Annotated in this window: 21 protein-coding genes; 14 read left to right on the top strand and 7 right to left on the bottom strand. The window is 62.9% G+C overall.

Annotated features, from left to right (window positions below):
* Positions 1-317: 317 nt before the first annotated feature.
* Together E8E68_RS10090 and E8E68_RS10085 are read right to left on the bottom strand one after the other, a co-directional pair.
* A complete protein-coding gene (locus E8E68_RS10090; protein ID WP_023662877.1) occupies positions 318-1,811 on the bottom strand; it encodes a CoA-acylating methylmalonate-semialdehyde dehydrogenase in 1,494 nt (497 codons plus the stop codon).
* Between the two features lie 71 nt (positions 1,812-1,882).
* A complete protein-coding gene (locus E8E68_RS10085; RefSeq protein ID WP_110747408.1) occupies positions 1,883-3,229 on the bottom strand; it encodes an aspartate aminotransferase family protein in 1,347 nt (448 codons plus the stop codon).
* Positions 3,230-3,347: 118 nt separating this feature from the next.
* Here E8E68_RS10085 and E8E68_RS10080 point away from each other — a divergent pair, with 118 nt between their 5' ends.
* From E8E68_RS10080 to E8E68_RS10060, 5 genes are all read left to right on the top strand, one after another.
* Positions 3,348-4,265, top strand: coding sequence for a LysR family transcriptional regulator (locus E8E68_RS10080; RefSeq protein WP_110747405.1), 918 nt, complete (start codon positions 3,348-3,350; stop codon positions 4,263-4,265).
* Positions 4,266-4,355: 90 nt separating this feature from the next.
* Positions 4,356-5,018 (top strand): TetR/AcrR family transcriptional regulator, encoded by a 663-nt coding sequence (locus tag E8E68_RS10075; protein ID WP_110747402.1) that lies wholly within the window; start codon positions 4,356-4,358, stop codon positions 5,016-5,018.
* Positions 5,019-5,027: 9 nt separating this feature from the next.
* Positions 5,028-5,612, top strand: coding sequence for a YigZ family protein (locus E8E68_RS10070; RefSeq protein ID WP_266031986.1), 585 nt, complete (start codon positions 5,028-5,030; stop codon positions 5,610-5,612).
* 473 nt (positions 5,613-6,085) lie between these two features.
* On the top strand, positions 6,086-6,772 hold the full coding sequence (locus E8E68_RS10065) for an SDR family oxidoreductase (protein WP_266031987.1): 687 nt from the start codon (positions 6,086-6,088) through the stop codon (positions 6,770-6,772).
* A gap of 86 nt (positions 6,773-6,858) precedes the next feature.
* Complete coding sequence (locus E8E68_RS10060; RefSeq protein WP_266031988.1) at positions 6,859-7,806, top strand: adenosine deaminase; 948 nt, start codon at positions 6,859-6,861, stop codon at positions 7,804-7,806.
* 19 nt (positions 7,807-7,825) lie between these two features.
* Here the strand turns inward: E8E68_RS10060 and E8E68_RS10055 are convergent, their stop codons facing one another.
* Positions 7,826-8,539 (bottom strand): helix-turn-helix transcriptional regulator, encoded by a 714-nt coding sequence (locus E8E68_RS10055; RefSeq protein ID WP_266031989.1) that lies wholly within the window; start codon positions 8,537-8,539, stop codon positions 7,826-7,828.
* 486 nt (positions 8,540-9,025) lie between these two features.
* Between E8E68_RS10055 and E8E68_RS10050 the strand changes: the two genes are divergently transcribed.
* The gene (locus tag E8E68_RS10050; protein WP_110747387.1) at positions 9,026-9,223 is read left to right on the top strand and encodes a hypothetical protein; all 198 of its coding nucleotides are present in this window, start codon (positions 9,026-9,028) and stop codon (positions 9,221-9,223) included.
* On the opposite strand, the gene E8E68_RS10045 is transcribed toward E8E68_RS10050, so the two are convergent.
* Complete coding sequence (locus tag E8E68_RS10045) at positions 9,174-10,355, bottom strand: multidrug effflux MFS transporter (RefSeq protein WP_266031990.1); 1,182 nt, start codon at positions 10,353-10,355, stop codon at positions 9,174-9,176. The two genes, E8E68_RS10050 and E8E68_RS10045, sit on opposite strands and share 50 nt — an antisense overlap.
* Positions 10,356-10,458: 103 nt before the next feature.
* The gene (locus E8E68_RS10040) at positions 10,459-10,656 is read right to left on the bottom strand and encodes a cation transporter (protein ID WP_266031991.1); all 198 of its coding nucleotides are present in this window, start codon (positions 10,654-10,656) and stop codon (positions 10,459-10,461) included.
* A gap of 144 nt (positions 10,657-10,800) precedes the next feature.
* On the opposite strand from E8E68_RS10040, the gene E8E68_RS10035 reads away from it, so the two are divergent.
* From E8E68_RS10035 to E8E68_RS10020, 4 genes are all read left to right on the top strand, one after another.
* Positions 10,801-11,187: a hypothetical protein gene (locus tag E8E68_RS10035; RefSeq protein ID WP_266031992.1), complete on the top strand. Its 387-nt coding sequence runs from the start codon at positions 10,801-10,803 to the stop codon at positions 11,185-11,187.
* 52 nt (positions 11,188-11,239) lie between these two features.
* A complete protein-coding gene (locus tag E8E68_RS10030; protein ID WP_280340958.1) occupies positions 11,240-13,636 on the top strand; it encodes a heavy metal translocating P-type ATPase in 2,397 nt (798 codons plus the stop codon).
* Positions 13,633-14,043, top strand: a complete 411-nt coding sequence (gene cueR / locus E8E68_RS10025; protein ID WP_110747371.1) for a Cu(I)-responsive transcriptional regulator — start codon at positions 13,633-13,635, stop codon at positions 14,041-14,043. Before E8E68_RS10030 ends, cueR begins: the two co-directional genes overlap by 4 nt.
* Before the next feature lie 167 nt (positions 14,044-14,210).
* Positions 14,211-16,154 (top strand): methyl-accepting chemotaxis protein, encoded by a 1,944-nt coding sequence (locus E8E68_RS10020; RefSeq protein ID WP_280340956.1) that lies wholly within the window; start codon positions 14,211-14,213, stop codon positions 16,152-16,154.
* 66 nt (positions 16,155-16,220) lie between these two features.
* Here E8E68_RS10020 and E8E68_RS10015 read toward each other — a convergent pair whose 3' ends face one another.
* Together E8E68_RS10015 and E8E68_RS10010 are read right to left on the bottom strand one after the other, a co-directional pair.
* The gene (locus tag E8E68_RS10015; protein WP_280340952.1) at positions 16,221-17,000 is read right to left on the bottom strand and encodes a helix-turn-helix transcriptional regulator; all 780 of its coding nucleotides are present in this window, start codon (positions 16,998-17,000) and stop codon (positions 16,221-16,223) included.
* 61 nt (positions 17,001-17,061) lie between these two features.
* The gene (locus E8E68_RS10010; RefSeq protein WP_280340949.1) at positions 17,062-18,339 is read right to left on the bottom strand and encodes an acetyl-CoA C-acetyltransferase; all 1,278 of its coding nucleotides are present in this window, start codon (positions 18,337-18,339) and stop codon (positions 17,062-17,064) included.
* A 118-nt stretch (positions 18,340-18,457) separates the two neighbouring features.
* On the opposite strand from E8E68_RS10010, the gene E8E68_RS10005 reads away from it, so the two are divergent.
* The 4 genes from E8E68_RS10005 to E8E68_RS09990 all read left to right on the top strand — a co-directional run bounded on the left by E8E68_RS10005 (position 18,458) and on the right by E8E68_RS09990 (position 21,793).
* Positions 18,458-19,810 carry a 3-oxoacyl-ACP reductase gene (locus tag E8E68_RS10005; protein WP_266031997.1) on the top strand — a complete coding sequence of 451 codons (1,353 nt, stop codon included), beginning with the start codon at positions 18,458-18,460 and terminating at the stop codon, positions 19,808-19,810.
* Between the two features lie 2 nt (positions 19,811-19,812).
* The gene (locus E8E68_RS10000) at positions 19,813-20,664 is read left to right on the top strand and encodes a MaoC/PaaZ C-terminal domain-containing protein (protein ID WP_266031998.1); all 852 of its coding nucleotides are present in this window, start codon (positions 19,813-19,815) and stop codon (positions 20,662-20,664) included.
* A 77-nt stretch (positions 20,665-20,741) separates the two neighbouring features.
* Positions 20,742-21,047, top strand: a complete 306-nt coding sequence (locus E8E68_RS09995; protein WP_019470373.1) for a MazG-like family protein — start codon at positions 20,742-20,744, stop codon at positions 21,045-21,047.
* Complete coding sequence (locus E8E68_RS09990; RefSeq protein ID WP_266031999.1) at positions 21,044-21,793, top strand: methyltransferase domain-containing protein; 750 nt, start codon at positions 21,044-21,046, stop codon at positions 21,791-21,793. The genes E8E68_RS09995 and E8E68_RS09990 overlap by 4 nt, the downstream gene beginning before the upstream one ends.
* The last annotated feature ends 17 nt before the right edge of the window (positions 21,794-21,810 follow it).

The raw sequence follows: 21,810 nt of genomic DNA, 5'->3' as shown, positions 1-21,810 counted from the left end.
AAGCGCTGTCAACCATCATCTCAACCGCTGGCGATCATTAGATCGTAGCCCTTACAGCATCTTCCGAATCGCCTAACTCATTGAATCTCAAGGAGTTTGTCGTTCCGTTGTCGCTGGAAGTGGGGCGCATTATAAGGGGATTCGAAAGGCCGTCAACCTTTAATTTCATTTATTTGAAATATTCCAGGGGAAGACCGTATCAAGGCCACCAGGTTGCGGCGGACACATCTAATAGCCAACACCATCTCAAAACAGCCCCCTACAACAAAAACAAAGCGGGGAGGCCTGACGGCCTCCCCGCTTTGTTTACCCCCCACTCAAAGGCTAGGGAATGCAAACTGCGACGCTTCATGGCTGGCCCGCTGCGGCCAACGCTGGGTAATTGCCTTGCGACGGGTATAGAAGCGAACACCATCCGGGCCATAGGCATGCAGGTCACCAAACAGCGAACGCTTCCAGCCGCCAAAGCTGTGGTAAGCGACCGGCACCGGCAGCGGTACGTTCACCCCAACCATGCCCACTTCGATCTCATCACAGAACAGCCGCGCCGCTTCACCGTCACGGGTGAAAATGCAGGTGCCGTTGCCATACTCATGATCGTTGATCAGTTGCATGGCCTGCTCGAGGCTGTTTACCCGCACCACGCACAGTACCGGGCCGAAGATCTCTTCTTTATAGATACGCATCTCCGGGGTCACCTTGTCGAACAGGGTGCCACCCACGAAGTAGCCATCTTCATTACCCGCCACTCGGAAACCACGACCATCCACCACCAGCTTGGCGCCAGCAGCAACACCGTCATCGATGTAACCCACAACCTTGTCACGCGCAGCCGCAGTTACCAGCGGGCCCATGTCCAGGCCGCACGACGTGCCAGCACCAATCTTCAGTGCCTTGATCTGCGGCTCCAGTTTGGCAATCAGGGCGTCAGCCACCTGGTCGCCTACGCACACTGCCACCGAAATGGCCATGCAGCGCTCACCGCACGACCCGTACGCTGCACCCATCAGTGCACTCACTGCGTTGTCCAGGTCGGCGTCCGGCATCAGTACCGCGTGGTTCTTCGCACCACCCAAGGCCTGCACACGCTTGCCGCGCTTGGTGCCTTCGGCATAGATGTACTCAGCAATCGGGGTCGAGCCGACAAAGCTCAGCGCTTTCACTTCCGGCGCTTCGATCAGCGCATCCACCGCTTCCTTGTCGCCGTGCACCACGTTGAGGATGCCCTTCGGCAAGCCGGCCTCCAACAGCAGTTGAGCGATGAACAAGGTCGAGCTCGGGTCACGCTCGGATGGCTTGAGGATGAAGGCGTTACCACAAGCAATGGCCAGCGGGTACATCCACAGCGGCACCATGGCCGGGAAGTTGAACGGCGTGATACCGGCAACCACGCCCAGCGGCTGGAAGTCGGACCAGGCATCGATGTTCGGGCCTACGTTGCGGCTGTATTCGCCTTTCAGCACTTCTGGGGCCGCGCAGGCGAACTCGACGTTCTCGATACCACGCTTCAATTCGCCAGCAGCGTCTTCCAGGGTCTTGCCGTGCTCTTCGCTGATCATCTGCGAGATGCGTGCTTCGTTCTGCTCAAGCAGCTGCTTGAAGCGGAACATCACCTGTGCGCGCTTGGCCGGTGGGGTGTTGCGCCAGGCCGGGAAAGCAGCCTTGGCCGAATCGATTGCTTCCTGCACGGTCGCGCGGCTCGCCAGCTCGACCTTGCGCACGGCCTGGCCGGTTGACGGGTTGAAGACATCGGCGGTGCGCTCACCCTTGGTGACCAGCTCGCCGTGAATCAGATGCTGAACAATGCTCATGCAAAACTCCGGATAAAGAAGGTAGAAGCCGACGCGATGTGTTCACGCGCCGCGCATCAAAATCAGAAAAATCAGTCGATCAGGTTCAGGGTTTCGCCGACGGCGTCGAACAAGCGGTCCAGTTCCTGCGGCTTGGTGTTGAAGGTTGGGCCAAACTGCAGGGTGTCGCCACCGAAGCGAACATAGAAGCCGGCCTTCCACAGTTTCATCGCCGCTTCGTATGGGCGGACGATAGCATCACCGTCACGAGCGGCGATCTGGATGGCGCCGGCCAAGCCGTAGTTACGGATATCGACGATGTTCTTGGTGCCCTTCACGCCGTGCAGGAGCTTCTCGAAGTGCGGCGCCAGTTCGGCGGCGGACTGCACCAGGTTTTCCTTCTGCAGCAGGTCCAGCGCGGCGAGACCGGCGGCGCAGGCGACCGGGTGGGCCGAGTAGGTATAGCCGTGGGGGAATTCCACGGCGTATTCCGGCGTGGGCTGGTTCATGAAGGTCTGGTAGATCTCACTGCTGGCAATGACCGCGCCCATCGGAATGGCGCCATTGGTCACCTGCTTGGCGATGCACATCAGGTCCGGGGTAACGCCAAAGGCTTGCGAACCGGTCATGGCCCCCATGCGGCCGAAGCCGGTGATCACTTCATCGAAGATCAGCAGGATGTTGTGCTGGGTGCAGATCTCACGCAGACGCTTCAGGTAACCCTTCGGCGGCGGCAGTACACCAGCAGAACCAGCCAGCGGCTCGACAATCACGGCAGCAATGTTGGAAGCATCGTGCAGCTCGATCAGCTTGAGCATTTCGTCCGCAAGAGCGATACCGCCCTCTTCCGGCAGGCCTTTGGAGAAGGCGTTCACCGGCAGTACGGTATGGGGCAGGTGGTCGACGTCCAGCAGCTGGCCGAACATCTTGCGGTTGCCATTGACGCCGCCCAGGCTGGTACCGGCGATGTTCACACCGTGATAACCACGGGCCCGGCCGATGATCTTGGTTTTGGTCGCCTGGCCTTTCAGGCGCCAGTAGGCACGCACCATCTTCAGTGCAGTGTCGGCGCACTCCGAGCCGGAGTTGGTATAGAAGACGTGATTCAGGTTGCCTGGCACCAGGTCGGCAATTTTTTCAGCCAGCTGGAACGACAGCGGGTGGCCAAACTGGAACGCCGGGGAGTAGTCCAGGGTAGACAGCTGGCGGGTCACCGCCTCGGTGATTTCCTTGCGGGTGTGCCCCGCGCCACAGGTCCACAGGCCAGACAGGGCATCAAAAATCTTGCGCCCTTGGTCATCGACCAGGTAGTTGCCTTCGGCCGCCACAATCAGGCGTGGGTCGCGCTGGAAATTGCGGTTGGCGGTGTAGGGCATCCAGTGGGCATCCAGCTTCAGCTGGCTGGCGATACCGGCAGTAGCGGTCTCGGGCATGTTCATCGGCGGTTCCTCGAAAAACGACTAGGCAACGATGGATGTTGTTGCAGCTAAATTGGCACGCGGATAAAGTCTGAAAAAGCCCACATTTCTAATCTTCAGACTGGTCGCCACTAAACTAATGAGCCGACGCCCCGACCCACTCGCCCAAGTCAGCGATTTCGACATACGCCTGCTGAAAATCTACCGCAGCGTCGTCGAGTGCGGCGGCTTCTCGGCCGCCGAAAACGTGCTGGGCATTGGCCGCTCGGCCATCAGCCAGCAGATGAACGACCTTGAGCAACGTCTTGGCCTTCGCCTGTGCCAACGTGGCCGTGCCGGGTTTTCGCTAACCGAGGAAGGCCGCGAGGTCTACCACTCGGCGCTGCAACTACTCAGCGCCCTGGAAAGCTTCCGCACCGAGGTCAACGGCCTGCACCAGCATCTGCGTGGCGAGCTGAACATTGGCCTTACCGACAACCTGGTCACCCTGCCGCACATGCGCATCACCCATGCCCTGGCCGAACTCAAGGACCGCGGCCCCGAGGTGCGCATCCAGATCCGCATGATCGCCCCCAGCCAGGTCGAGCACGGTGTGCTCGACGGCAGCCTGCACGTTGGCGTGGTGCCACAGACCAGTCCGTTATCGGGCCTGGAGTACCAGCCGTTGTACAGCGAGCGCTCGCTGCTGTACTGCGCGGTCGGCCACCCGCTGTTCTACGCCGATGACCAGCAGATCGACGACCAGCGTCTCAACAGCCAGGAAGCCATCACCCCCACCTTCCGCCTGCCGGCGGACATCCAGGCGCACTACCAGGCGCTGAACTGCACGGCCAGCGCTTCAGACCGAGAGGGCATGGCCTTCCTTATCCTTACCGGGCGCTACATCGGCTACCTACCCGACCACTACGCCACCTTCTGGGTCCAACAGGGGCGCTTGCGCGCACTCAAACCCCGGGAGCGCTTCTACGACCTGAGCCTGAGCTGGGTGACGCGCAAAGGCCGCCGCCCCAACCTGGTACTCGAAAGCTTCCTTGAAAGCCTGGCTGCGACACGTTGATGCCAGTCTGTGCCGCAAACGCTTGTCACTTCGGCACAGGCAGGTAATCTTGTCCGACAGCCGCAGCCACTGACCCGTACGGAATCGTCCATGACCCTAGAAGTCCCTGCGCATCGCCTCTCCGCCTCGGGCAAGCCCGCGGGCCGCATCCGCCAGAAGAACGAACAGGCCATTATCCAGGCCGCCGAAGACGAGTTCGCCCGCCATGGTTTCAAGGGCACCAGCATGAACACCATCGCCCTCAAGGCGGGGTTGCCCAAGGCCAACCTGCATTACTACTTCACCAACAAGCTGGGCCTGTACATTGCCGTGCTCAGCAACATCATCGAGCTGTGGGACAGCACCTTCAACGCCCTGAGCGTTGACGACGACCCCGGTGAAGCGTTGGGCCAGTACATCCGCACCAAGATGGAGTTCTCGCGGCGAAACCCGCAGGCCTCGCGGATTTTCGCCATGGAAGTGATCAGCGGTGGCACCTGCCTGACCGAATACTTCAGCGCCGATTACCGTGAATGGTTCCGCGGCCGGGCTGCGGTGTTCCAGGCGTGGATGGATGCCGGCAAGATGGACCGGGTCGACCCGGTGCACCTCATCTTCCTGCTCTGGGGCAGCACCCAGCATTATGCTGACTTCGCTACCCAGATCTGCCAGGTTACCGGCCGCAGCCGGCTGACCAAGCAGGACATGGAAGACGCGAGCAACAACCTTATCCACATCATTCTGAAGGGCTGCGGCATCAAGCCCGCTGCCTGACGGTCATTTATGCCTTCTACCCTGCTCGACCTCTGCGAATACCGCGAGGAAATCCGCAAAAGCCGATTCATCACCCTGGCCGGGCCTATCAACAGCGCTGCCGAGGCGATGAGTTTCATCGAACGCCATAGCGACCTGGCCGCCACCCACAATTGCTGGGCCTGGAAGCTCGGCGCGCAATACCGCAGCAGCGACGACGGCGAACCCGGCGGCACAGCAGGGCGGCCGATTCTGGCGGCCATTGAAGCCCAGGACTGCGACCAGGTCGTGGTGCTGGTGATCCGCTGGTACGGCGGTATCCAGCTGGGGACCGGCGGGCTGGCCAGGGCTTACGGCGGCGGTGCCAACAAGTGCCTGCAACAAGCGCCCAAACGGCTGCTGGTACAGCGAAGTGAATTTTCCTGTAGCTGCAGTTTCAGCGAACTGGCATTGGTGAAATTGCGCCTGGCCGAGGTGGATGGGCTGGTTCTGGATGAACAGTTCACGGCCAATGGTGTGGAGCTGCTGATTGCCCTCGGCGACGCTTACGTGGCGCCCTTGCAGCAACAACTGGCAGACCTGAGCCGTGGGCGAATCCTGCTGGAGACGCGCTGAACATTGCCCACAACTACTGTGGGCTGGCCTGTGGATAAGCTTGGGGCACTTGCTTGCAGCCTAGCGTTTTCAAGGGCCGCAGAGCTTTGATCATATTTTGATCACCGTTTGATGACAGTCGCAAACGGCTGAAAGGCCACGAGTTATCCCCAATACCACGCGAGTTGAACCTGCTGATACACCCTGCAGCTTGCGCACAATAACTGTGGACCAGCCTGTGGATAACCCGTGCGCCAACAGGCCAAGCGCCCGGCCAGGCAGGGGCGCGCCGCCACTGATCATTTTTTAGCCAGTGGGTGGGCAAGGGTTGAGATTGCCAGGGTTGCTTTGCTGCCCGCTCCCGACACGACACCGATCCAGCAGTACACGATCCCCTCCATCAGAGCAGCCTTGTGTCGCGATGAACCGCAACGGGGCCCGCTGTTGCACTATGCTCAATTCCTTTTTCCTACACAGATAAAGGAATACCCCCTATGGCTGATCCAAAAAACGCACTCATCATCGGCGCATCGCGCGGGCTCGGCCTGGGCTTGGTGCAACGCCTGCACGAAGACGGCTGGAACATCACCGCCACCGTTCGCAACCCGCAGCAGCCAGGCGCCCTTTCGGACGTGCCCGGTGTAAACATCGAGCAACTGGAAATGAACGACACCGCCCAGCTCGACGGCCTCACGCAGCGCCTGCAAGGCCAAGTATTCGACCTGGTGTTCGTCAATGCGGGAGTCATGGGCCCTTCGCCGCAAGATCTTGAAACTGTGCAGAACAAAGAGATCGGCGACCTGTTCATGACCAACGCCGTGGCGCCGATTCGCGTGGCCCGCCGGCTGGTCGGCCAGGTTCGCGAAGGCAGCGGCGTGCTGGCCCTCATGAGCTCGATTCTGGGCAGCGTAAGCATCCCCGACGGCGGTGAAATCTGCCTGTACAAAGCCAGCAAGGCGGCGCTTAACTCCATGATCAACAGCTTTGTCGTCGAACAACAACGGCCCGACCTGTGCGTACTGGCCATGCACCCGGGCTGGGTGAAGACCGACATGGGGGGCGAGAACGCAGAGATCGATGTACTCACCAGCACCCGCGGCATGCTTGAACAGATCAAGGCGCAAAGCGGCAACGGCGGCCTGCGCTTCATCAACTACAAGGGTGAACCCTTGGTCTGGTGATTCACCAGGTCGCAGCCCGGCCGGGCGCAATACCCGGCCAGCCCCTGTAGAATGGCGGCAACCGTACCTGATTGAGATAACCCCGTATGTATGAATGGTTGAACGCCCTGCCCAAGGCCGAGCTGCACCTGCACCTTGAAGGCTCGCTGGAGCCCGAGCTGCTGTTCGCCCTGGCCGAGCGCAACAAGATCGCCTTGCCGTGGGCCGATGTGGAAACCTTGCGCCGCGCCTATGCCTTCAACAACCTGCAGGAGTTTCTCGACCTGTATTACCAAGGCGCCGATGTACTGCGCACCGAGCAGGACTTCTACGACCTGACCTGGGCGTACCTGCAGCGTTGCAAGGCGCAGAACGTGATCCACACCGAACCTTTCTTCGACCCGCAAACCCATACCGACCGGGGCATCCCCTTCGAAGTGGTACTGGGCGGCATCAACCAGGCGCTGAAGGATGGTCGCGAGCAACTGGGCATCAGCAGTGGCCTGATCCTCAGCTTCCTGCGCCACCTCAGCGAAGATGAAGCGCAGAAAACCCTCGACCAGGCCTTGCCGTTCCGCGATGCCTTCATCGCCGTTGGCCTGGACAGTTCGGAGATGGGTCACCCACCCAGCAAATTCCAGCGCGTGTTCGACCGCGCCCGCAGCGAAGGCTTTGTCGCCGTCGCTCACGCTGGCGAAGAAGGCCCGCCCGAGTACATCTGGGAAGCCCTGGACCTGCTGCAGATCAAGCGTATCGACCATGGTGTGCGCGCCATCGAAGACGAGCGCCTGATGCAGCGCATCATCGACGAGCAGATCCCGCTCACGGTATGCCCACTGTCCAACACCAAGCTGTGCGTGTTCGACCACATGAGCCAGCACAACATCCTCGACATGCTCGAGCGTGGCGTGAAGGTCACGGTCAATTCGGACGACCCGGCCTACTTCGGCGGCTACGTCACGGAAAACTTCCACGCCTTGTACACCCACCTGGGCATGACCGAAGACCAGGCCCGTCGCCTGGCGCAGAACAGCCTGGACGCCCGGCTGGTCTGATCGGCAGACGACGTTGCACTCAGCCGACCTGCAACGTCGTCACGCGGGCGATGCAATTGATCTGCTGGATGCCCAGCGCCGAAATATGCAATGCCCGCGTATCCTCGGCCTCGCGCATCCAGCCGGACTGCAGGAACAGCCTGAACAAAGCCTGACCCAATACACCGCCCAAGTGCGGCGCCTGATCGGTCCACTCGGTGCAGCGGCAGATCACGCAACCGCGTTGCTGGTGGGGCGCCAGGGCATCGATGTACACACCGACCAAGGCCAACTGCGCTCGCCCCTCGTCACTGACCATCAACTGTCGGCCGCTTCCCTCAAGCCAGCCGGCCACCACCAGGCGGTGGTACAGCTCACTGGCCAGCTCGCCACCGAGGTGATCGCCACATCGGCGTGCCCGGCGCATTGACATTGGCAGCGGAGATACCGACGCCTTGGCCTTCTCCCCTCTGGCGCTCTCCAGTTGCACACTGGCCAAGGCCTCTACCGCCGCCCCGACCTGGGGTGTCGCCAGGCGGAAGTAACGTTTGCGGCCCCTGGCTTCATGCCTTAGCAAACCAGCCGAAGAAAGCAACGACAGGTGCGCGCAGGCCGACGACGACGTAAGGCCGGTCATTATCGCGAGCTCATTAGCCAGCCGTGGCGTGCCATCGATCAACGCCCATAACATGGCACTGCGCTTGGGGTCGGCCATCAGGCTGGCGATCTGGCTGATACTGCTGACTGCGTTCATATCCCTGTAACTCCCTGCAAGTTCACTGTGTGGATGCGAGGGCCAACCCTGGCAGGGAAGCACCTCTCGCTGGCACCGGCCTGGATCGCCAGTATAAGCCGCAGAAATGCCCATTCAGGCAGCCCTCCCCCACGTCAACCTGACCCAAAAGCCACTGGGTATGCCTACCCATTGCAAGTCGCAAAGCATCGTCAATTGCCTGAGCAAAACCCCGGGAGCAAGCGTTACGGCCTGTCTGGGCAGGAGCACGGGAACATCATCCGGAATTTGCCTGCTGAAACTTCGGACGGAGCTGACAATTGTTTTCCACAAGTAGCGCAAGCTAAAGCGAAGGTTCCACGCGCTCGCAGGCATTGCACCGCAATCGGGAAATACGCAGAAAGAATGAGCCCATCGACCGTCAGTCAGGACACTGATACAGGCCATGGCAGCCAGGTAGGGCGGCGCTACACTTGATCGGCCCCCCCTTTCTGGAGGTATGCCGCGATGAAAATTCTCGTCAGTGCGTCGAGCCGAAACCCTGCCTGCCCCTGGCAGGTCCAGCTCGATCAGCACGTGGTCAGTTTCCGCAGCGAAGCCGAGGCTCGCGCCTTTGTCGCCACGCTGGAAACCCGCCTGCAGGCACCCCACCCGCTTACGCGGGAACCTTGGCCTGCAAGCGTCGGGTCAGCAGCGCGACACTGACCGCCAGTGCCCCGCACAGGCTGATGACCAACGCCATGGGCACCGCACTGCCATCATGCAGCAACCCGACCAGCGCCGCCGCGCCTGCCGCAACGCTGAACTGCACGCAGCCCATCAGTGCCGAGGCGCTGCCAGCCCGCGCGCCCTGCCCGCTCATGGCGCAAGCCGAGGCATTGGGAATGATGCAACCGAGGCTGGCGATGCAGACGAACAGCGGAACCAGCAGCGGCCATAGCTGTGCCGGCCGCAGTGCCGCAACCCCCAGCAGCACCAGGCCGGCGACCAAGTACAGCCATACCGCGCGCGCCAGCAGATAGGCCGGGCCACGCTTGGCCAGCAAGCGGGCGTTCACCTGCGCCACCAGGATAAAGCCCGCAGCGTTGGTGCCGAACAGCCAGCCATAATGTTCGGCCGGCACGTCGTAGAGTTTGATGAACACGAAAGGCGAACCGGCGATGTAGGCAAACATGCCGGCAATGGCAATACCCCCAGTCACGGCATGGCCGAGGAATACCCGGTCAGCGAGCAGCCGCAGGTACTGGCGCAAGGCGCCGGACAGCGGCTGACGCGGCACATGCGCGGGCAGGCTTTCCGGCAGGCCCAGGCTGACCGCCAGCAGGCAACCGGCACTGAACAGGCTCAAGGCGAGGAAAATCGATTGCCAGCCGGACAAGTTCACCAGCACACCGCCCAGCATCGGTGCCAGGATCGGTGCCAGGCCCATGACCAGCATCAGTTGCGAGAACACCTTGGCCGAAGCCACGGGGTCGCACTTGTCGCTGACAATGGCCCGCGACAGCACCATGCCGGCACAGCCGCCCAGCGCCTGGACGAAACGCGCCAGCACCAAGGTGTCGAGGTTGGGGGCGTAGGCACAGGCCAGTGACGCCAGGGTGAACAGGGTCACGCCGAACATCAGCGGCTTGCGTCGACCAAACCGGTCAGCCACCGGCCCGTAGGCCAACTGGCCGATGGACAGACCGAGGAAATAGGCGGCCAGCGTGGCCTGGACGTGTTTTTCGTCGGTGGCGAAGGCCTGCGCCATGGCCGGGAAGGCGGGCAGGTAGAAGTCGATCGCCAAGGGCCCAAACGCACTGAGTGCGCCCAGGATAAGCACCATTCGCAGGTTCATCAGGAATCCATAGCAGGCTAAGCAAGTGTGCAATTCTACCTGCTGTGGACCCCATCAATGTGAAAACATTTGCAACAAAAACGGCCGGTGAGCGCCCGGAACCTCACGCCACCTCGGCCTGATAACCTTCATCGCGAATGGCGGTGAGAATCTGCTCCTGCGCCAAATCGCTATGCACCCGCACCTGCCTGGCCGCCAGGTCGATTTCGACCTTGGCCTGCGCATCCTGCTCCTGCACCGCGCGGGTCACAGCCTTGACGCAATGGCCGCAGGTCATGCCTTGTACATTGAACACTTGCATGGTGTTACCTCCTTCAGGTTTTCCACAAGTTTCAAGCTTGCCATCAGGGCAAGGTCAAGCGCTGCCAACAACACCCGGGGTGGAAATCCGCGTCCGCGTCGGCCAAGCTGCGCCTTTGACGATCAGGCAAGCAGGAGATTCTTCATGTTCAGGGCAGCATTGGGCGTCGTCGGGCTTTTAAGCGCGTTGGCTGCAGTGCCACCGGCAAATGCCGAGGGCAACTCGGCCTACAGCGTACTGATCATTTCCCGGGAGCGCCTGGAAGTAGCCACCAGCTGCGAAATCGGGGTGTACCTCAACGACCAGCTTTCCGGGCGCGTGTTCCAGGAACAGTCCACCTCTTTCAACCTGCCGCCTGGCCCGGTGGATGTGCGCCTGCGCCTGCTGCCAGGGCAAATGCCGGGTTGTGCCCCGGGTATCGAGGACCAACGCAGCACGCGTTTGAACCTGCAGGCGGGCCAGATCAACAAATACCGCATCGCCATGGGGCAATATGGACTGGAACTGAAGCGCGCCGATCTGGACTATTGACCTTACCTGCATGGCAAGGTTGATGCTGGAGGCCTGTCCAAGGAGGAGAGCCATGCCCGCATCCACCACCTACGACCTGCCGATCTCCGGCATGACCTGCGCCAGCTGCGCTGGCCGGGTCGAGCGCGCCCTGCGCAAGGTCACCGGCGCTGAGCAGGTCAGCGTCAACCTCACCACTGAAAAAGCACGGGTCCAGGCCCCGGCCAACAGTTTGCCGGCCCTGATACACGCCGTGCGCGAAGCCGGTTACGTGGTGCCTACCCACACCGTCGAACTACAGATCGGCGGCATGACCTGCGCCAGCTGCGTCGGCCGTGTGGAGCGCGCCCTCGGCAAGCTGCCCGGGGTCGAACAGGTCAGCGTCAATCTGGCCAGCGAGCGTGCGCACCTTGAAGTGCTCGCGGCAGTCGACGACAACCTGCTGATCGAAACCGTGCAAAAAGCCGGCTACAGCGCCAGCCTGCCGCAAGCAGCCAAGGATGATCATGAGGCGGCGCGCCGCCTGCGCAATGAGCGCCTGGCAGTCGCTGCCGCACTGCTGCTGGCCCTGCCGCTGGTACTGCCAATGCTGGTGCAGCCATTGGGTCTGCACTGGATGCTACCCGCCTGGGTGCAGTTCCTGCTGGCTACGCCTGTACAGTTCATTCTCGGCGCACGCTTTTACGTCGCCGCCTGGAAAGCCGTGCGCGCCGGTAGCGGCAACATGGACCTGCTGGTGGCCCTGGGCACCAGCGCCGGTTACGGCCTGAGCCTGTATCAATGGGCACAAGCCGCCGCCGGGATGCCCCCCCATTTGTACTTCGAAGCCTCGGCCGTGGTCATCGCCTTGGTGCTACTGGGCAAGTACCTGGAAAGCCGTGCCAAGCGCCAGACCGCCAGTGCCATCCGAGCCCTTGAGGCCCTGCGCCCGGAGCGCGCCGTACGCATGGTCGACGGCCAGGAAGAAGACGTGCCCATCAGCCAGTTGCGCTTGGATGACCTGGTACTGGTCAAGCCTGGCGAGCGCTTCCCGGTCGACGGTGTGGTCGAGGAAGGCAGCAGCCATGCCGATGAAGCCCTGATCAGCGGCGAAAGCCTGCCGGTACCCAAGCAACCCGGCGACAGCGTTACCGGTGGTGCCATCAATGGCGAGGGCCGGCTGCTGGTGCGTACCGAGGCGCTGGGCACCGAGACCGTGCTGGCCCGCATCATCCGCCTGGTGGAAGACGCCCAGGCCGCCAAGGCGCCGATCCAGAAACTGGTCGACCGGGTCAGCCAGTTGTTCGTCCCGGCCGTGCTGGTGGTGGCGCTGGTTACCCTGGTTGGCTGGTGGATGGCCGGCGCGCCGCTGGAAACCGCACTGATCAACGCCGTGGCGGTACTGGTCATCGCCTGCCCCTGTGCCCTCGGCCTGGCTACGCCTGCGGCGATCATGGCAGGTACCGGGGTTGCCGCCCGCCATGGCATCCTGATCAAGGACGCCGAAGCGCTGGAACGCGCCCATGCAGTCAACCGTGTGGTGTTCGACAAGACCGGTACCCTGACCTCTGGCAGCCCACGCGTGGTCCACAGCCAGGCTCAGGATGGCAACAGCGCCGACCTGCACCGCCTGGCAGGTGCCCTGCAACGTGGCAGCGAACACCCCCTTGCCAAGGCCGTGCTGGATGCCTGTGCCGAACAGGGGTTGGAGGTGCCTGGCGTTACCGACAGCCAATCGCTGACCGGGCGCGGCATTGCGGGGCGCGTCGAGGGCCGTGAACTGGCCCTGGGCAACCGGCGCCTGCTCGATGAAAGCGGGCTTCAGGCCGGTGACCTGGCGGCCAAGGCACAAGCCTGGGAAGCCGAGGGACGTACCCTGTCGTGGCTGATCGAACGCGACACCCCACCACGGGTGCTGGGCCTTTTTGCCTTTGGTGACAGCCTCAAGCCCGGCGCCGCGGAGGCCATCGATACCCTGCGCGCACAACACATCAGTAGCCACCTGCTGACCGGGGACAACCGTGGCAGCGCCAAAGTGGTGGCCGATGCCCTGGGCATTGACGATGTTCACGCCGAAGTGCTGCCGGCCGACAAAGCCGCGACGGTGACTGCCCTCAAGCAGGATGGCGTGGTCGCCATGGTCGGCGATGGCATCAACGATGCGCCGGCACTGGCCGCCGCCGATATCGGTATTGCCATGGGCGGCGGCACCGACGTCGCCATGCAGGCTGCCGGCATCACCCTGATGCGAGGCGACCCGCGCCTGGTGCCTGCCGCCTTGGAAATCAGCCGCAAGACCTACGCGAAAATACGCCAGAACCTGTTCTGGGCTTTCATCTACAACCTCATCGGTATCCCGCTGGCTGCGCTGGGCTACCTCAATCCAGTGCTGGCTGGCGCCGCCATGGCCTTGTCCAGCGTCAGCGTGGTCAGCAATGCGCTGTGGCTGAAGACGTGGAAGCCCACCCGCGACACCCAGGAGACACCATGAACATCGGCCAGGCCGCCCGCCGCAGCGGGCTCAGCACCAAGATGATCCGTTACTACGAGTCCATAGGCCTGCTCAAGCCGGCCACGCGCAGCGACAGCGGCTATCGCCTGTACCGGGACGAAGACTTGCACAGCCTGGCGTTCATCAAGCGCTCCCGCGACCTGGGGTTTTCCCTTGAAGAGGTCGGCAAGCTGCTGACCCTCTGGCAGGACCGTCAGCGGGCCAGCGCCGATGTAAAGGCGCTGGCCATGCAGCACATCGATGACCTGAACCGGCGCATCGAGGAACTGGTGAGCCTGCGCGATACCCTTGGCGAGCTGGTTTCACACTGCCAGGGTGATGACCGCCCGGACTGCCCGATCCTCAAGGACTTGGCCAATGGCGCTGCTGGCAACTGCTGTCACTAAGGGGTCACAAGCGTTTGGTATGCCAAAATTGCCCAAACGCGACCGAATAGTCATCAACCCCGACTTTATCCAATAAATACAGGCGTTTTAGCTTCATAAAAGCCGGAAGCTGCCGATGCACTGGGTACCTGCCTCGTGTATCTACAAAAAAAATTCCGGGAGCGTCGATGAGCATCAAACAGAAACTGACCTGGGCATTCGCGGTCATCGCCGGCTTGCCCATCGTCCTTGTGGCCACCCTTGTGGTCCTCAACCTGCGTGGCGAAGCCCGTGACGGATTCCTCGACGGCAGCAGCCGTGAAATCCGCCAGGTCAGCAACGCGATGAACATCTTCTTCCAGGGCATCAACCAGAACGTCGAGTACCTGGCTGCGCAACCGATGGTCGCCGCCACCGGCGGCAACCTCAACAAGTTCATGAGCGCCAACCCCTCCTACGAGCTGGGCGAGCAGGACAAGCAACTGCTGGACTTCTTTACCCGCCTGGCAGACTCGCACCCCAACTACGCCTATGTGTCCTACGGTGTCAGTGACGGCGGCTACGTCGGCTGGCCAGCCGGGCAGAAATTCGTCAACTACGACCCACGCCCACGCCCTTGGTACCAACTGGCCATGGCCAACCCGGGCAAGACCGTGCGGACCGGTGCCTATTACTGGGCTGCCGACGACGCAGTGCTGGTCAGCACCGTGCGCGCCGTGGCCAACCAGTTGGGCAACCCTGGCGGCGTAGTCAACATCGACGTCTCCCTCAAGGGCCTGACCGAGATCGTCAAGCAGATCAAGCTGGGCGAAAGCGGCTACCTGATGCTGGTGGAAAGCAACGGCAACGTGATGGTCGACCCCCGCGAAGCCGGCCACAACTTCAAGCAGCTGGCCAGCTTTGGCGATGGCTATGCCGAGCTGGCCAAGGCCGGCAAGGGCCTGGTCGAAGTCGAGCTCAACGGCGTGCGCTACATGGCCAACGTCTATCCCGACGAGCAACTGGGCTGGACCTTCATCGGCCTGATCGAACAAAGCGAAGTCATGAAGACCACCACCCAGCTGACCTGGCTGATCGGCGCCGTTGCCGTGGTCCTGGCCGCCCTGTTCGCCGTGGTCGGCGCCGCCTTTGCCAAGTTGATCGTGCGCCCGATCAACAGCGTCACCAATGGCCTGGAAGACATTGCCCAGGGTGAAGGCGACCTGACCCGCAACCTGGAAGTTCGTGGCCGTGACGAAACGGCTCAGTTGGCCAGCTGGTTCAACCAGTTCCTCGGCGCCATTCGCAGCCTGATCCAGCACATCGGCGCGGCTGCAGGCAAGATCCTCAGCACCTCCCACAGCTCGACCCAAGTGTCGAGCAACATGGCCGAGGCCGCCGGTCGCCAGCGCGAAGCCGTGGACATGGTCTCCACCGCCTTCCACGAAATGGTTGCCACCGCCAACGAAGTCGCGCGCTCCTGCAGCCAGGCGGCACAGTCGGCCGACAGCGGCCAGCAACAGGCCCGCGAAGGCCAGCAGCAGATCGATGCGGCAGTACATAGCGTCGACCGCCTGAGCCAGGAGATCGAGCAATCGGCGCAGTCGATCCAGCAGCTGGAGCGTGACAGCAATGCCATCCAGTCGATCCTCGGCACCATTCGCTCCATTGCCGAGCAGACCAACTTGCTGGCCCTCAACGCCGCCATCGAGGCCGCTCGCGCCGGTGAGCAGGGGCGTGGCTTTGCCGTCGTGGCTGATGAAGTGCGGGCGCTGGCCAAGCGCACGGCCGACTCCACTGCAGAAATCGACGGTTTGCTGGGCAACCTGGCCAGCCGCACGGCCGAAGTGGCTACGCAGATGCATGCCAGCCTGGAAGTTTCACAGCAGTCGGTGAGCCGTATTGGCCTGGCCCGCGACAGCTTCGGGCAAATCCGTGAGTCGGTGGATGTGATCCGTGACATGAACACGCAGATTGCAACGGCGGCCGAGGAGCAGCACCAGGTGGCCGAGGACATCAACCGCCATATCAGCCAGATTCACGGGGATGCGCAGCTGGTGGCCGAACTGGCCCAGGCAGCGCGCCAGGATTCGCAAAGCCTGGCCGGTTTGTCCAATGAGCTGGATGCGCTGGTGCGCAGGTTCCGGACCTGATCGGTGGCGTGAGCCGGGGCTTTTCGCAGGTAAACCCGTGAAAAGCCCGGCTCAGGCGACGAACCACTAGAGCTTCAGCTCCCCCGGCGTTGCCCCAAACAGCTGCTTGAACGCCGCAATATAGGCCGAAGTGGAGTCATACCCACATCCCAAGGCTGCCTCGGTCACATTCTCCCCCGCCTCCAGCAACGCCAGCGACGACAACAGCCGCATGCGCTGGCGCCAGTTGCGAAAGCTCAAGCCGGTCTCGCGCTGGAACAGCCGCATCAGCGTCTTCTCCGAACACCCCAATTCCCGCGCCCACTGCTGCAAGGTCTGGGGCTGGTCCGGGGCGGCGATCAAGCCGTTGCACAGCGCCAGCAATCCCGGGTGGCGTGGCAACGGCAACGAAAAGCCAACTTCTGGCAAGGTGCGCAACTGGTCCAGCAGCACCGCCACCAGGCGCGCCTCGGCGCTGTCACCTTCCGGGTAATCTGCCGGGAACAGGCAGAACTGCTTGATCAGCTCGCGCGCAAGCGGGGTCACTTCCAGCACCCGGCATCGCTCCGCTGCCCACAGGCAGGCGTCGCGGCGCACATACAAGCTGCGCATCTCGGCCTGCATCGAGGTGACCACTTCGTGCTCGGCATCGGCCGGGATCCACACCCCCCACTGGGGCGGCGCGAAGTAACTGCCTTCGTCGGTATACACACCCAGCACGCCGCTGATCGCATAGGAGAACTGTACCCAGTCGTGCTGGTGGCGGGTGGTCCAGGAACCGGCGCCGAGGCTTTCGGCGCGGGCATACAGGGGTCTGGGCAGGTGATCCAGTTCGGGGATGGGGCGAGGCTGTCCGATGATCGGCATGGCGGCTTCTTGTAGTTCTGACCAGACGAGCCTAACAGCTAGGGGCGGTACTCACAGGAAATCATCGCTCGACGATAACGGTCACCCCCTGCCCACCCGCCGCACAAATTGAAATCAGCCCTCGCCCCTTCCCCGCCGTTGCCAGCAACTTCGCCAGGTGGGCCAGTATTCGCCCACCGGTCGCAGCAAACGGGTGCCCGGCTGCCAACGAGCTGCCCTTGACGTTGAGCTTGCGCCGGTCGATCGCCCCAAGTGGTGCAGCCAGCCCCAAGCGGTCCCGGCAGTAATCGGCATCCTCCCAAGCCTTGAGGGTGCACAGCACCTGGGCTGCAAAGGCCTCGTGGATTTCGTAATAGTCAAAGTCTTGCAGCGTCAGACCATTGCGCGCCAGCAAACGGGGTACCGCATACACCGGTGCCATCAACAGCCCCTCGCGGCCGGTGACGAAATCCACCGCTGCGGTCTCACCGTCGACCAGGTAGGCCAGCACCTGCAAACCCTGCTGCGTGGCCCATTCCTCGCTGCCCAGCAGCACCAGCGACGCACCATCGGTCAGCGGCGTGGAGTTGCCCGCCGTCAACGTGCCCTGGCCGCTGCGGTCGAAGGCTGGCGTGAGCCTGGCCAGCTGGTCGAGGGTCAGGTCTGGGCGCAGGTTGTTATCGCGGGTCAGCGACAAGAACGGCGTCAGCAGGTCATCCTGCCAACCCTCGGCATACGCGGCAGCCAGCTGCTGATGACTGTGCAACGCCAGTTCGTCCTGCTCGGCACGGCCAATCCGCCAGGCCTGGGCCATGCGCTCGCAGTGCTCGCCCATCGACAGCCCTGTGCGCGGCTCGCCGTTGCGCGGCAACTCGGGTTTCAAGTGATGCGGGCGCAACTGCAGCAAGGGTTTCAGCCGCTCGCCCAGGCTTTTGCCACGGTTGGCCTGCAGCAGGATATGACGCAGGCCTTCGTTGACCGCAATCGGTGCATCGGAGGTGGTGTCCACGCCGCCGGCGATACCGCTGTCGATCTGCCCGAGGGCAATCTTGTTGGCCACCAGCAGCGCCGCCTCCAGGCCGGTGCCACAGGCTTGCTGGATGTCATACGCCGGCGTCTGCGGCGCCAGGCGCGAACCCAGCACGCACTCACGGGTCAGGTTCATGTCACGCGACTGTTTGAGCACTGCGCCCGCCACCACTTCGCCAAGCCGCAGCCCATGCAGGCGGTAGCGCTCGACCAGCCCTTCGAGGGCGGCGGTGAGCATCGCCTGATTGCTGGCCGTGGCGTAGGCACCGTTGGAACGGGCGAAGGGAATTCGGTTGCCGCCCAGGATCGCGACCCGGCGAAGTGAACGCATGTGCATGCTCCTCCTGAAACAATTTGAACCGTACAGCCTAGGTGTTTTTACCGCATCCGAACGACCTTGCCACAAAGTTGGTCCACACTTTCAAGCTTGCCTTCCGGGAGACCCACTCATGAGCGATCGCTACCTCGGCTTTGCCAACTCCAACCTCGGCCGCCGTTTCGTGGATGCCCTTGGCCTGCCACGCCCCGCGCCGCTGGAGCGTTGGCAGGCTGGCCGCCTGCGCCCGGTACAGGGTGCCCTGGTGCTGGGTGGGGGGCCTCTGGCGGGCCAGGTCGAAGCCATAGCCCCGTGCCTGACCGACGAGGTCTACAGCTTCAATACTGATAATCTGCACGCTGAAGCCTGGGTGGCGGGCCTTGGTCCGAAGCTCAACGCCGTGGTGTTCGATGCCAGTCATCTTTCCGACAGCGATGCATTGAAGCAGTTGCGGGAGTTTTTCCAGCCGCTGCTGCGCAGCCTGGCCCCGTGCGCCCATGTAGTGCTGCTAGGCCGCGCCCCGGAAAGCCTTGACGACCCACTGGCCAGCATCGCTCAGCGCGCGCTGGAGGGCTTCAGCCGCTCGCTGGCCAAAGAGTTGCGCAATGGCGCAACCGCCCAGTTGCTGTATGTCGGCCCTGGCGCAGAAGATCAACTGGAAGGCGCGCTGCGCTTCTTCCTTTCGCCCAAAAGCGCGTTCATCTCTGGCCAGGTCCTGCGCCTGGAGGCCTGTGCCAGCCAGGTCGAGGACTGGACCCGGCCACTGGGTGGCCGCCGCGCACTGGTGACCGGCGCCGCACGCGGTATTGGCGCCGCCATTGCGGAAACGCTGGCGCGTGATGGCGCCGACGTACTGCTACTCGACGTGCCCCAGGCCAGCCAAGACCTCGACGCCCTCGCCGCGCGCCTTGGCGGCAAGGCGCTGGCGCTGGACATCTGCGCAAGTGATGCAGCCACCCAACTCCTCGCCGCCCTGCCGGATGGCATCGACATCGTCGTGCATAACGCCGGCATCACCCGCGACAAGACCCTGGCCAACATGACCCCGGAATACTGGGACGCAGTGCTGGCGGTGAACCTCAAGGCACCGCAGGTGCTGACCCAGGCGCTATATGACAGCGGCGCACTTGGGGAAAACGCACGTATCAGCCTGCTGGCCTCGGTCAGTGGCATCGCTGGCAACCGCGGGCAGGCCAACTATGCCGCGAGCAAGGCCGGGCTGATTGGCCTTGCCCAGGCCTGGGCACCACGGCTTGCCGAGCGCGGTGGCAGCATCAACGCCGTGGCCCCCGGGTTTATCGAAACCCACATGACGGCGGCAATGCCGATGGGCCTGCGCGAGGCCGGGCGGCGCCTGAGTTCGCTGGGCCAGGGCGGCCGCCCGCAGGACGTCGCCGAGGCCATCGCCTGGCTCAGCCAGCCGGGCTCCGGTGCGGTCAACGGCCAAGTGCTGCGGGTCTGCGGCCAGGCACTGATGGGGGCCTGAACATGAGCCGACAATGGCACGACCTGCACACCCCGGCGGACCGGGCCAGCCTGTACCTGCGTGCGGCCAGCAAGCGCAAGATCAGCGGCGACCGCCTGCCGGACCATGGCCTGCGCTGTTATATCCGGGTTCAGCCAGACAACCTGGCAGCCTATCGCCGGCTCTGCCACTTCCCCGACGATGGCCGCCTGCCGGGCACTTATCCCCATGTCATGGCGTTTACCCTGCAGTTGCAATTGATGACGGCACCCGACTTCCCCTTTCCGCTGCTCGGCCTGGTGCACCTGCACAACTGCATCGAAGTGCAGCGCCCACTGGGTGCAATCGAGGGGCTGCGCTTTGCGGTGTATGCACACAACCTGCAACCGCATGCCAAGGGTGGCACTTTCGATCTGGTAACCGAGGCTGAAGACGCCATTGGCGTGCTCTGGCGCGAAACCAGCCGCATGCTGGTGCGTGGCCTGAAGCTGGATGGCACGGCCGGTGAGCTTGTCGCTGATGACCCTGAATCCCTGCCAGAAGCCACCCGCTGGTACGCCGACAGTGATATTGGCCGGCGTTATGCCAGGGTTTGCGGGGACTACAACCCTATTCACCTCAGCGCAGTCAGTGCGCGGTTGTTCGGTTTCCCTACGGCCATTGCCCATGGCATGTGGACCAAGGCCATGACGCTCGCCGCGTTGCGCGGGCATCTACCACACAGTGGCTATGCCATTGAGGTGGATTTCCGCAAGCCGGTAAGGTTGCCATCGGAGGTGGTGCTCAGTGCCAGTGAGGCGGGGCCTGCAGGAAATCTGCGGCTGGATGGCCATGGGGAGATACTGCATATGTCAGGACAGTGGCGGCCCGTGTAGGAGCGTGCAAGTCCTTGCGGTACGCGCTTGCTTTGCATCGGGCCTGGGCAGAAGCTATGCAGCATTAGGAGATCCCGATGAACCTGCAAGAACTCACCCAACGCCTGCACCAGATCCGCGATAACAACGACTGGCGCGGCTTTCACAGTCCGAAAAACCTCGCCATGGCCGCCAGCGTCGAAATGGCCGAGCTGGTGGAAATCTTCCAGTGGCTGAGCGAAGACCAATCGCGCCAGCTGCCCGCCGACAAACTGGCCCACGCCGGCCAGGAAGTCGGTGATGTCGTGCTCTACCTGTTGCTGCTGTGCAGCGAACTGGGCCTGGACATGGACCAGGTGGTGCGCGCCAAACTGGCCGACAGCGAGAGGCGCTTCGCCCGATGAACGACCGTCATTTCGATGAGCTGGCCACTCGCTTTGCCGAAAAGATCTATGGCGGCGCCAAAGGTGCGATCCGCCTGGCCGTGCTACAGGCCGACCTGGCCGAAGCACTGCCAGACCGCCCGCTGCGCATCCTCGACATTGGTGCCGGTTTAGGCCACATGGCCCTGTGGCTGGCCCAGCGCGGTCACCAGCTGACCCTGGCCGAACCCGCAGCCCCCATGCTCGACGGCGCACGGGCGCGCTTTGCCGAAGCCGGCCAGGCGGCCACTTTCATCCAGGCGCCCTGGCAAGACCTGCTCGGCCAGTTGACCGAACCCTACGACCTGGTGCTGTGCCACGCCGTGCTCGAATGGCTGGCCGAACCCGAGAGCATCCTGCCCGTGTTGCACCAACTCACCGCCCCGGATGGCTGGTTGTCGCTGGCCTTCTACAACCGCGACGCCCTGGTCTACCGCAACCTGCTCAAAGGCCATTTCCGCAAGTTGCGCAGCAACCGGCTGGAAGGTGAAAAGCAGAGCCTTACCCCGCAGAAACCACTTGATCCACGCCAGCTCAAGGCGCAACTTGAAGCTCTGTGGCAGATTGAAAGCGAAAGCGGCGTGCGGGTTTTCCATGACTACATGCCCAAGGAGTTCCAGGGCAAGGCCGAGTTGCTCGACCTGCTGGAAATGGAACTGGCCTACCGCCGACACCCGAGCTTCGCCGGGCTTGGCCGTTACCTGCACTGGGTTTGTCGCCCCCGTTGACCCGCCCGCCGGGAGGA

The sequence above is a fragment of the Pseudomonas sp. BN607 genome (assembly GCF_029871175.1).
In the GTDB taxonomy this organism is placed as follows: domain Bacteria; phylum Pseudomonadota; class Gammaproteobacteria; order Pseudomonadales; family Pseudomonadaceae; genus Aquipseudomonas.
This window is presented reverse-complemented; position numbering and strand designations above follow the sequence as displayed.

Excerpts from the sequence above, each read along its gene's own strand:
- E8E68_RS10090 (WP_023662877.1), bottom strand. The coding sequence starts at position 1,811 with ATGAGCATTGTTCAGCATCTGATTCACGGCGAGCTGGTCACCAAGGGT.
- E8E68_RS10085 (WP_110747408.1), bottom strand. The coding sequence starts at position 3,229 with ATGAACATGCCCGAGACCGCTACTGCCGGTATCGCCAGCCAGCTGAAG.
- E8E68_RS10080 (WP_110747405.1), top strand. The coding sequence starts at position 3,348 with ATGAGCCGACGCCCCGACCCACTCGCCCAAGTCAGCGATTTCGACATA.
- E8E68_RS10075 (WP_110747402.1), top strand. The coding sequence starts at position 4,356 with ATGACCCTAGAAGTCCCTGCGCATCGCCTCTCCGCCTCGGGCAAGCCC.
- E8E68_RS10070 (WP_266031986.1), top strand. The coding sequence starts at position 5,028 with ATGCCTTCTACCCTGCTCGACCTCTGCGAATACCGCGAGGAAATCCGC.
- E8E68_RS10065 (WP_266031987.1), top strand. The coding sequence starts at position 6,086 with ATGGCTGATCCAAAAAACGCACTCATCATCGGCGCATCGCGCGGGCTC.
- E8E68_RS10060 (WP_266031988.1), top strand. The coding sequence starts at position 6,859 with ATGTATGAATGGTTGAACGCCCTGCCCAAGGCCGAGCTGCACCTGCAC.
- E8E68_RS10055 (WP_266031989.1), bottom strand. The coding sequence starts at position 8,539 with ATGAACGCAGTCAGCAGTATCAGCCAGATCGCCAGCCTGATGGCCGAC.
- E8E68_RS10050 (WP_110747387.1), top strand. The coding sequence starts at position 9,026 with ATGAAAATTCTCGTCAGTGCGTCGAGCCGAAACCCTGCCTGCCCCTGG.
- E8E68_RS10045 (WP_266031990.1), bottom strand. The coding sequence starts at position 10,355 with ATGAACCTGCGAATGGTGCTTATCCTGGGCGCACTCAGTGCGTTTGGG.
- E8E68_RS10040 (WP_266031991.1), bottom strand. The coding sequence starts at position 10,656 with ATGCAAGTGTTCAATGTACAAGGCATGACCTGCGGCCATTGCGTCAAG.
- E8E68_RS10035 (WP_266031992.1), top strand. The coding sequence starts at position 10,801 with ATGTTCAGGGCAGCATTGGGCGTCGTCGGGCTTTTAAGCGCGTTGGCT.
- E8E68_RS10030 (WP_280340958.1), top strand. The coding sequence starts at position 11,240 with ATGCCCGCATCCACCACCTACGACCTGCCGATCTCCGGCATGACCTGC.
- cueR (WP_110747371.1), top strand. The coding sequence starts at position 13,633 with ATGAACATCGGCCAGGCCGCCCGCCGCAGCGGGCTCAGCACCAAGATG.
- E8E68_RS10020 (WP_280340956.1), top strand. The coding sequence starts at position 14,211 with ATGAGCATCAAACAGAAACTGACCTGGGCATTCGCGGTCATCGCCGGC.
- E8E68_RS10015 (WP_280340952.1), bottom strand. The coding sequence starts at position 17,000 with ATGCCGATCATCGGACAGCCTCGCCCCATCCCCGAACTGGATCACCTG.
- E8E68_RS10010 (WP_280340949.1), bottom strand. The coding sequence starts at position 18,339 with ATGCGTTCACTTCGCCGGGTCGCGATCCTGGGCGGCAACCGAATTCCC.
- E8E68_RS10005 (WP_266031997.1), top strand. The coding sequence starts at position 18,458 with ATGAGCGATCGCTACCTCGGCTTTGCCAACTCCAACCTCGGCCGCCGT.
- E8E68_RS10000 (WP_266031998.1), top strand. The coding sequence starts at position 19,813 with ATGAGCCGACAATGGCACGACCTGCACACCCCGGCGGACCGGGCCAGC.
- E8E68_RS09995 (WP_019470373.1), top strand. The coding sequence starts at position 20,742 with ATGAACCTGCAAGAACTCACCCAACGCCTGCACCAGATCCGCGATAAC.
- E8E68_RS09990 (WP_266031999.1), top strand. The coding sequence starts at position 21,044 with ATGAACGACCGTCATTTCGATGAGCTGGCCACTCGCTTTGCCGAAAAG.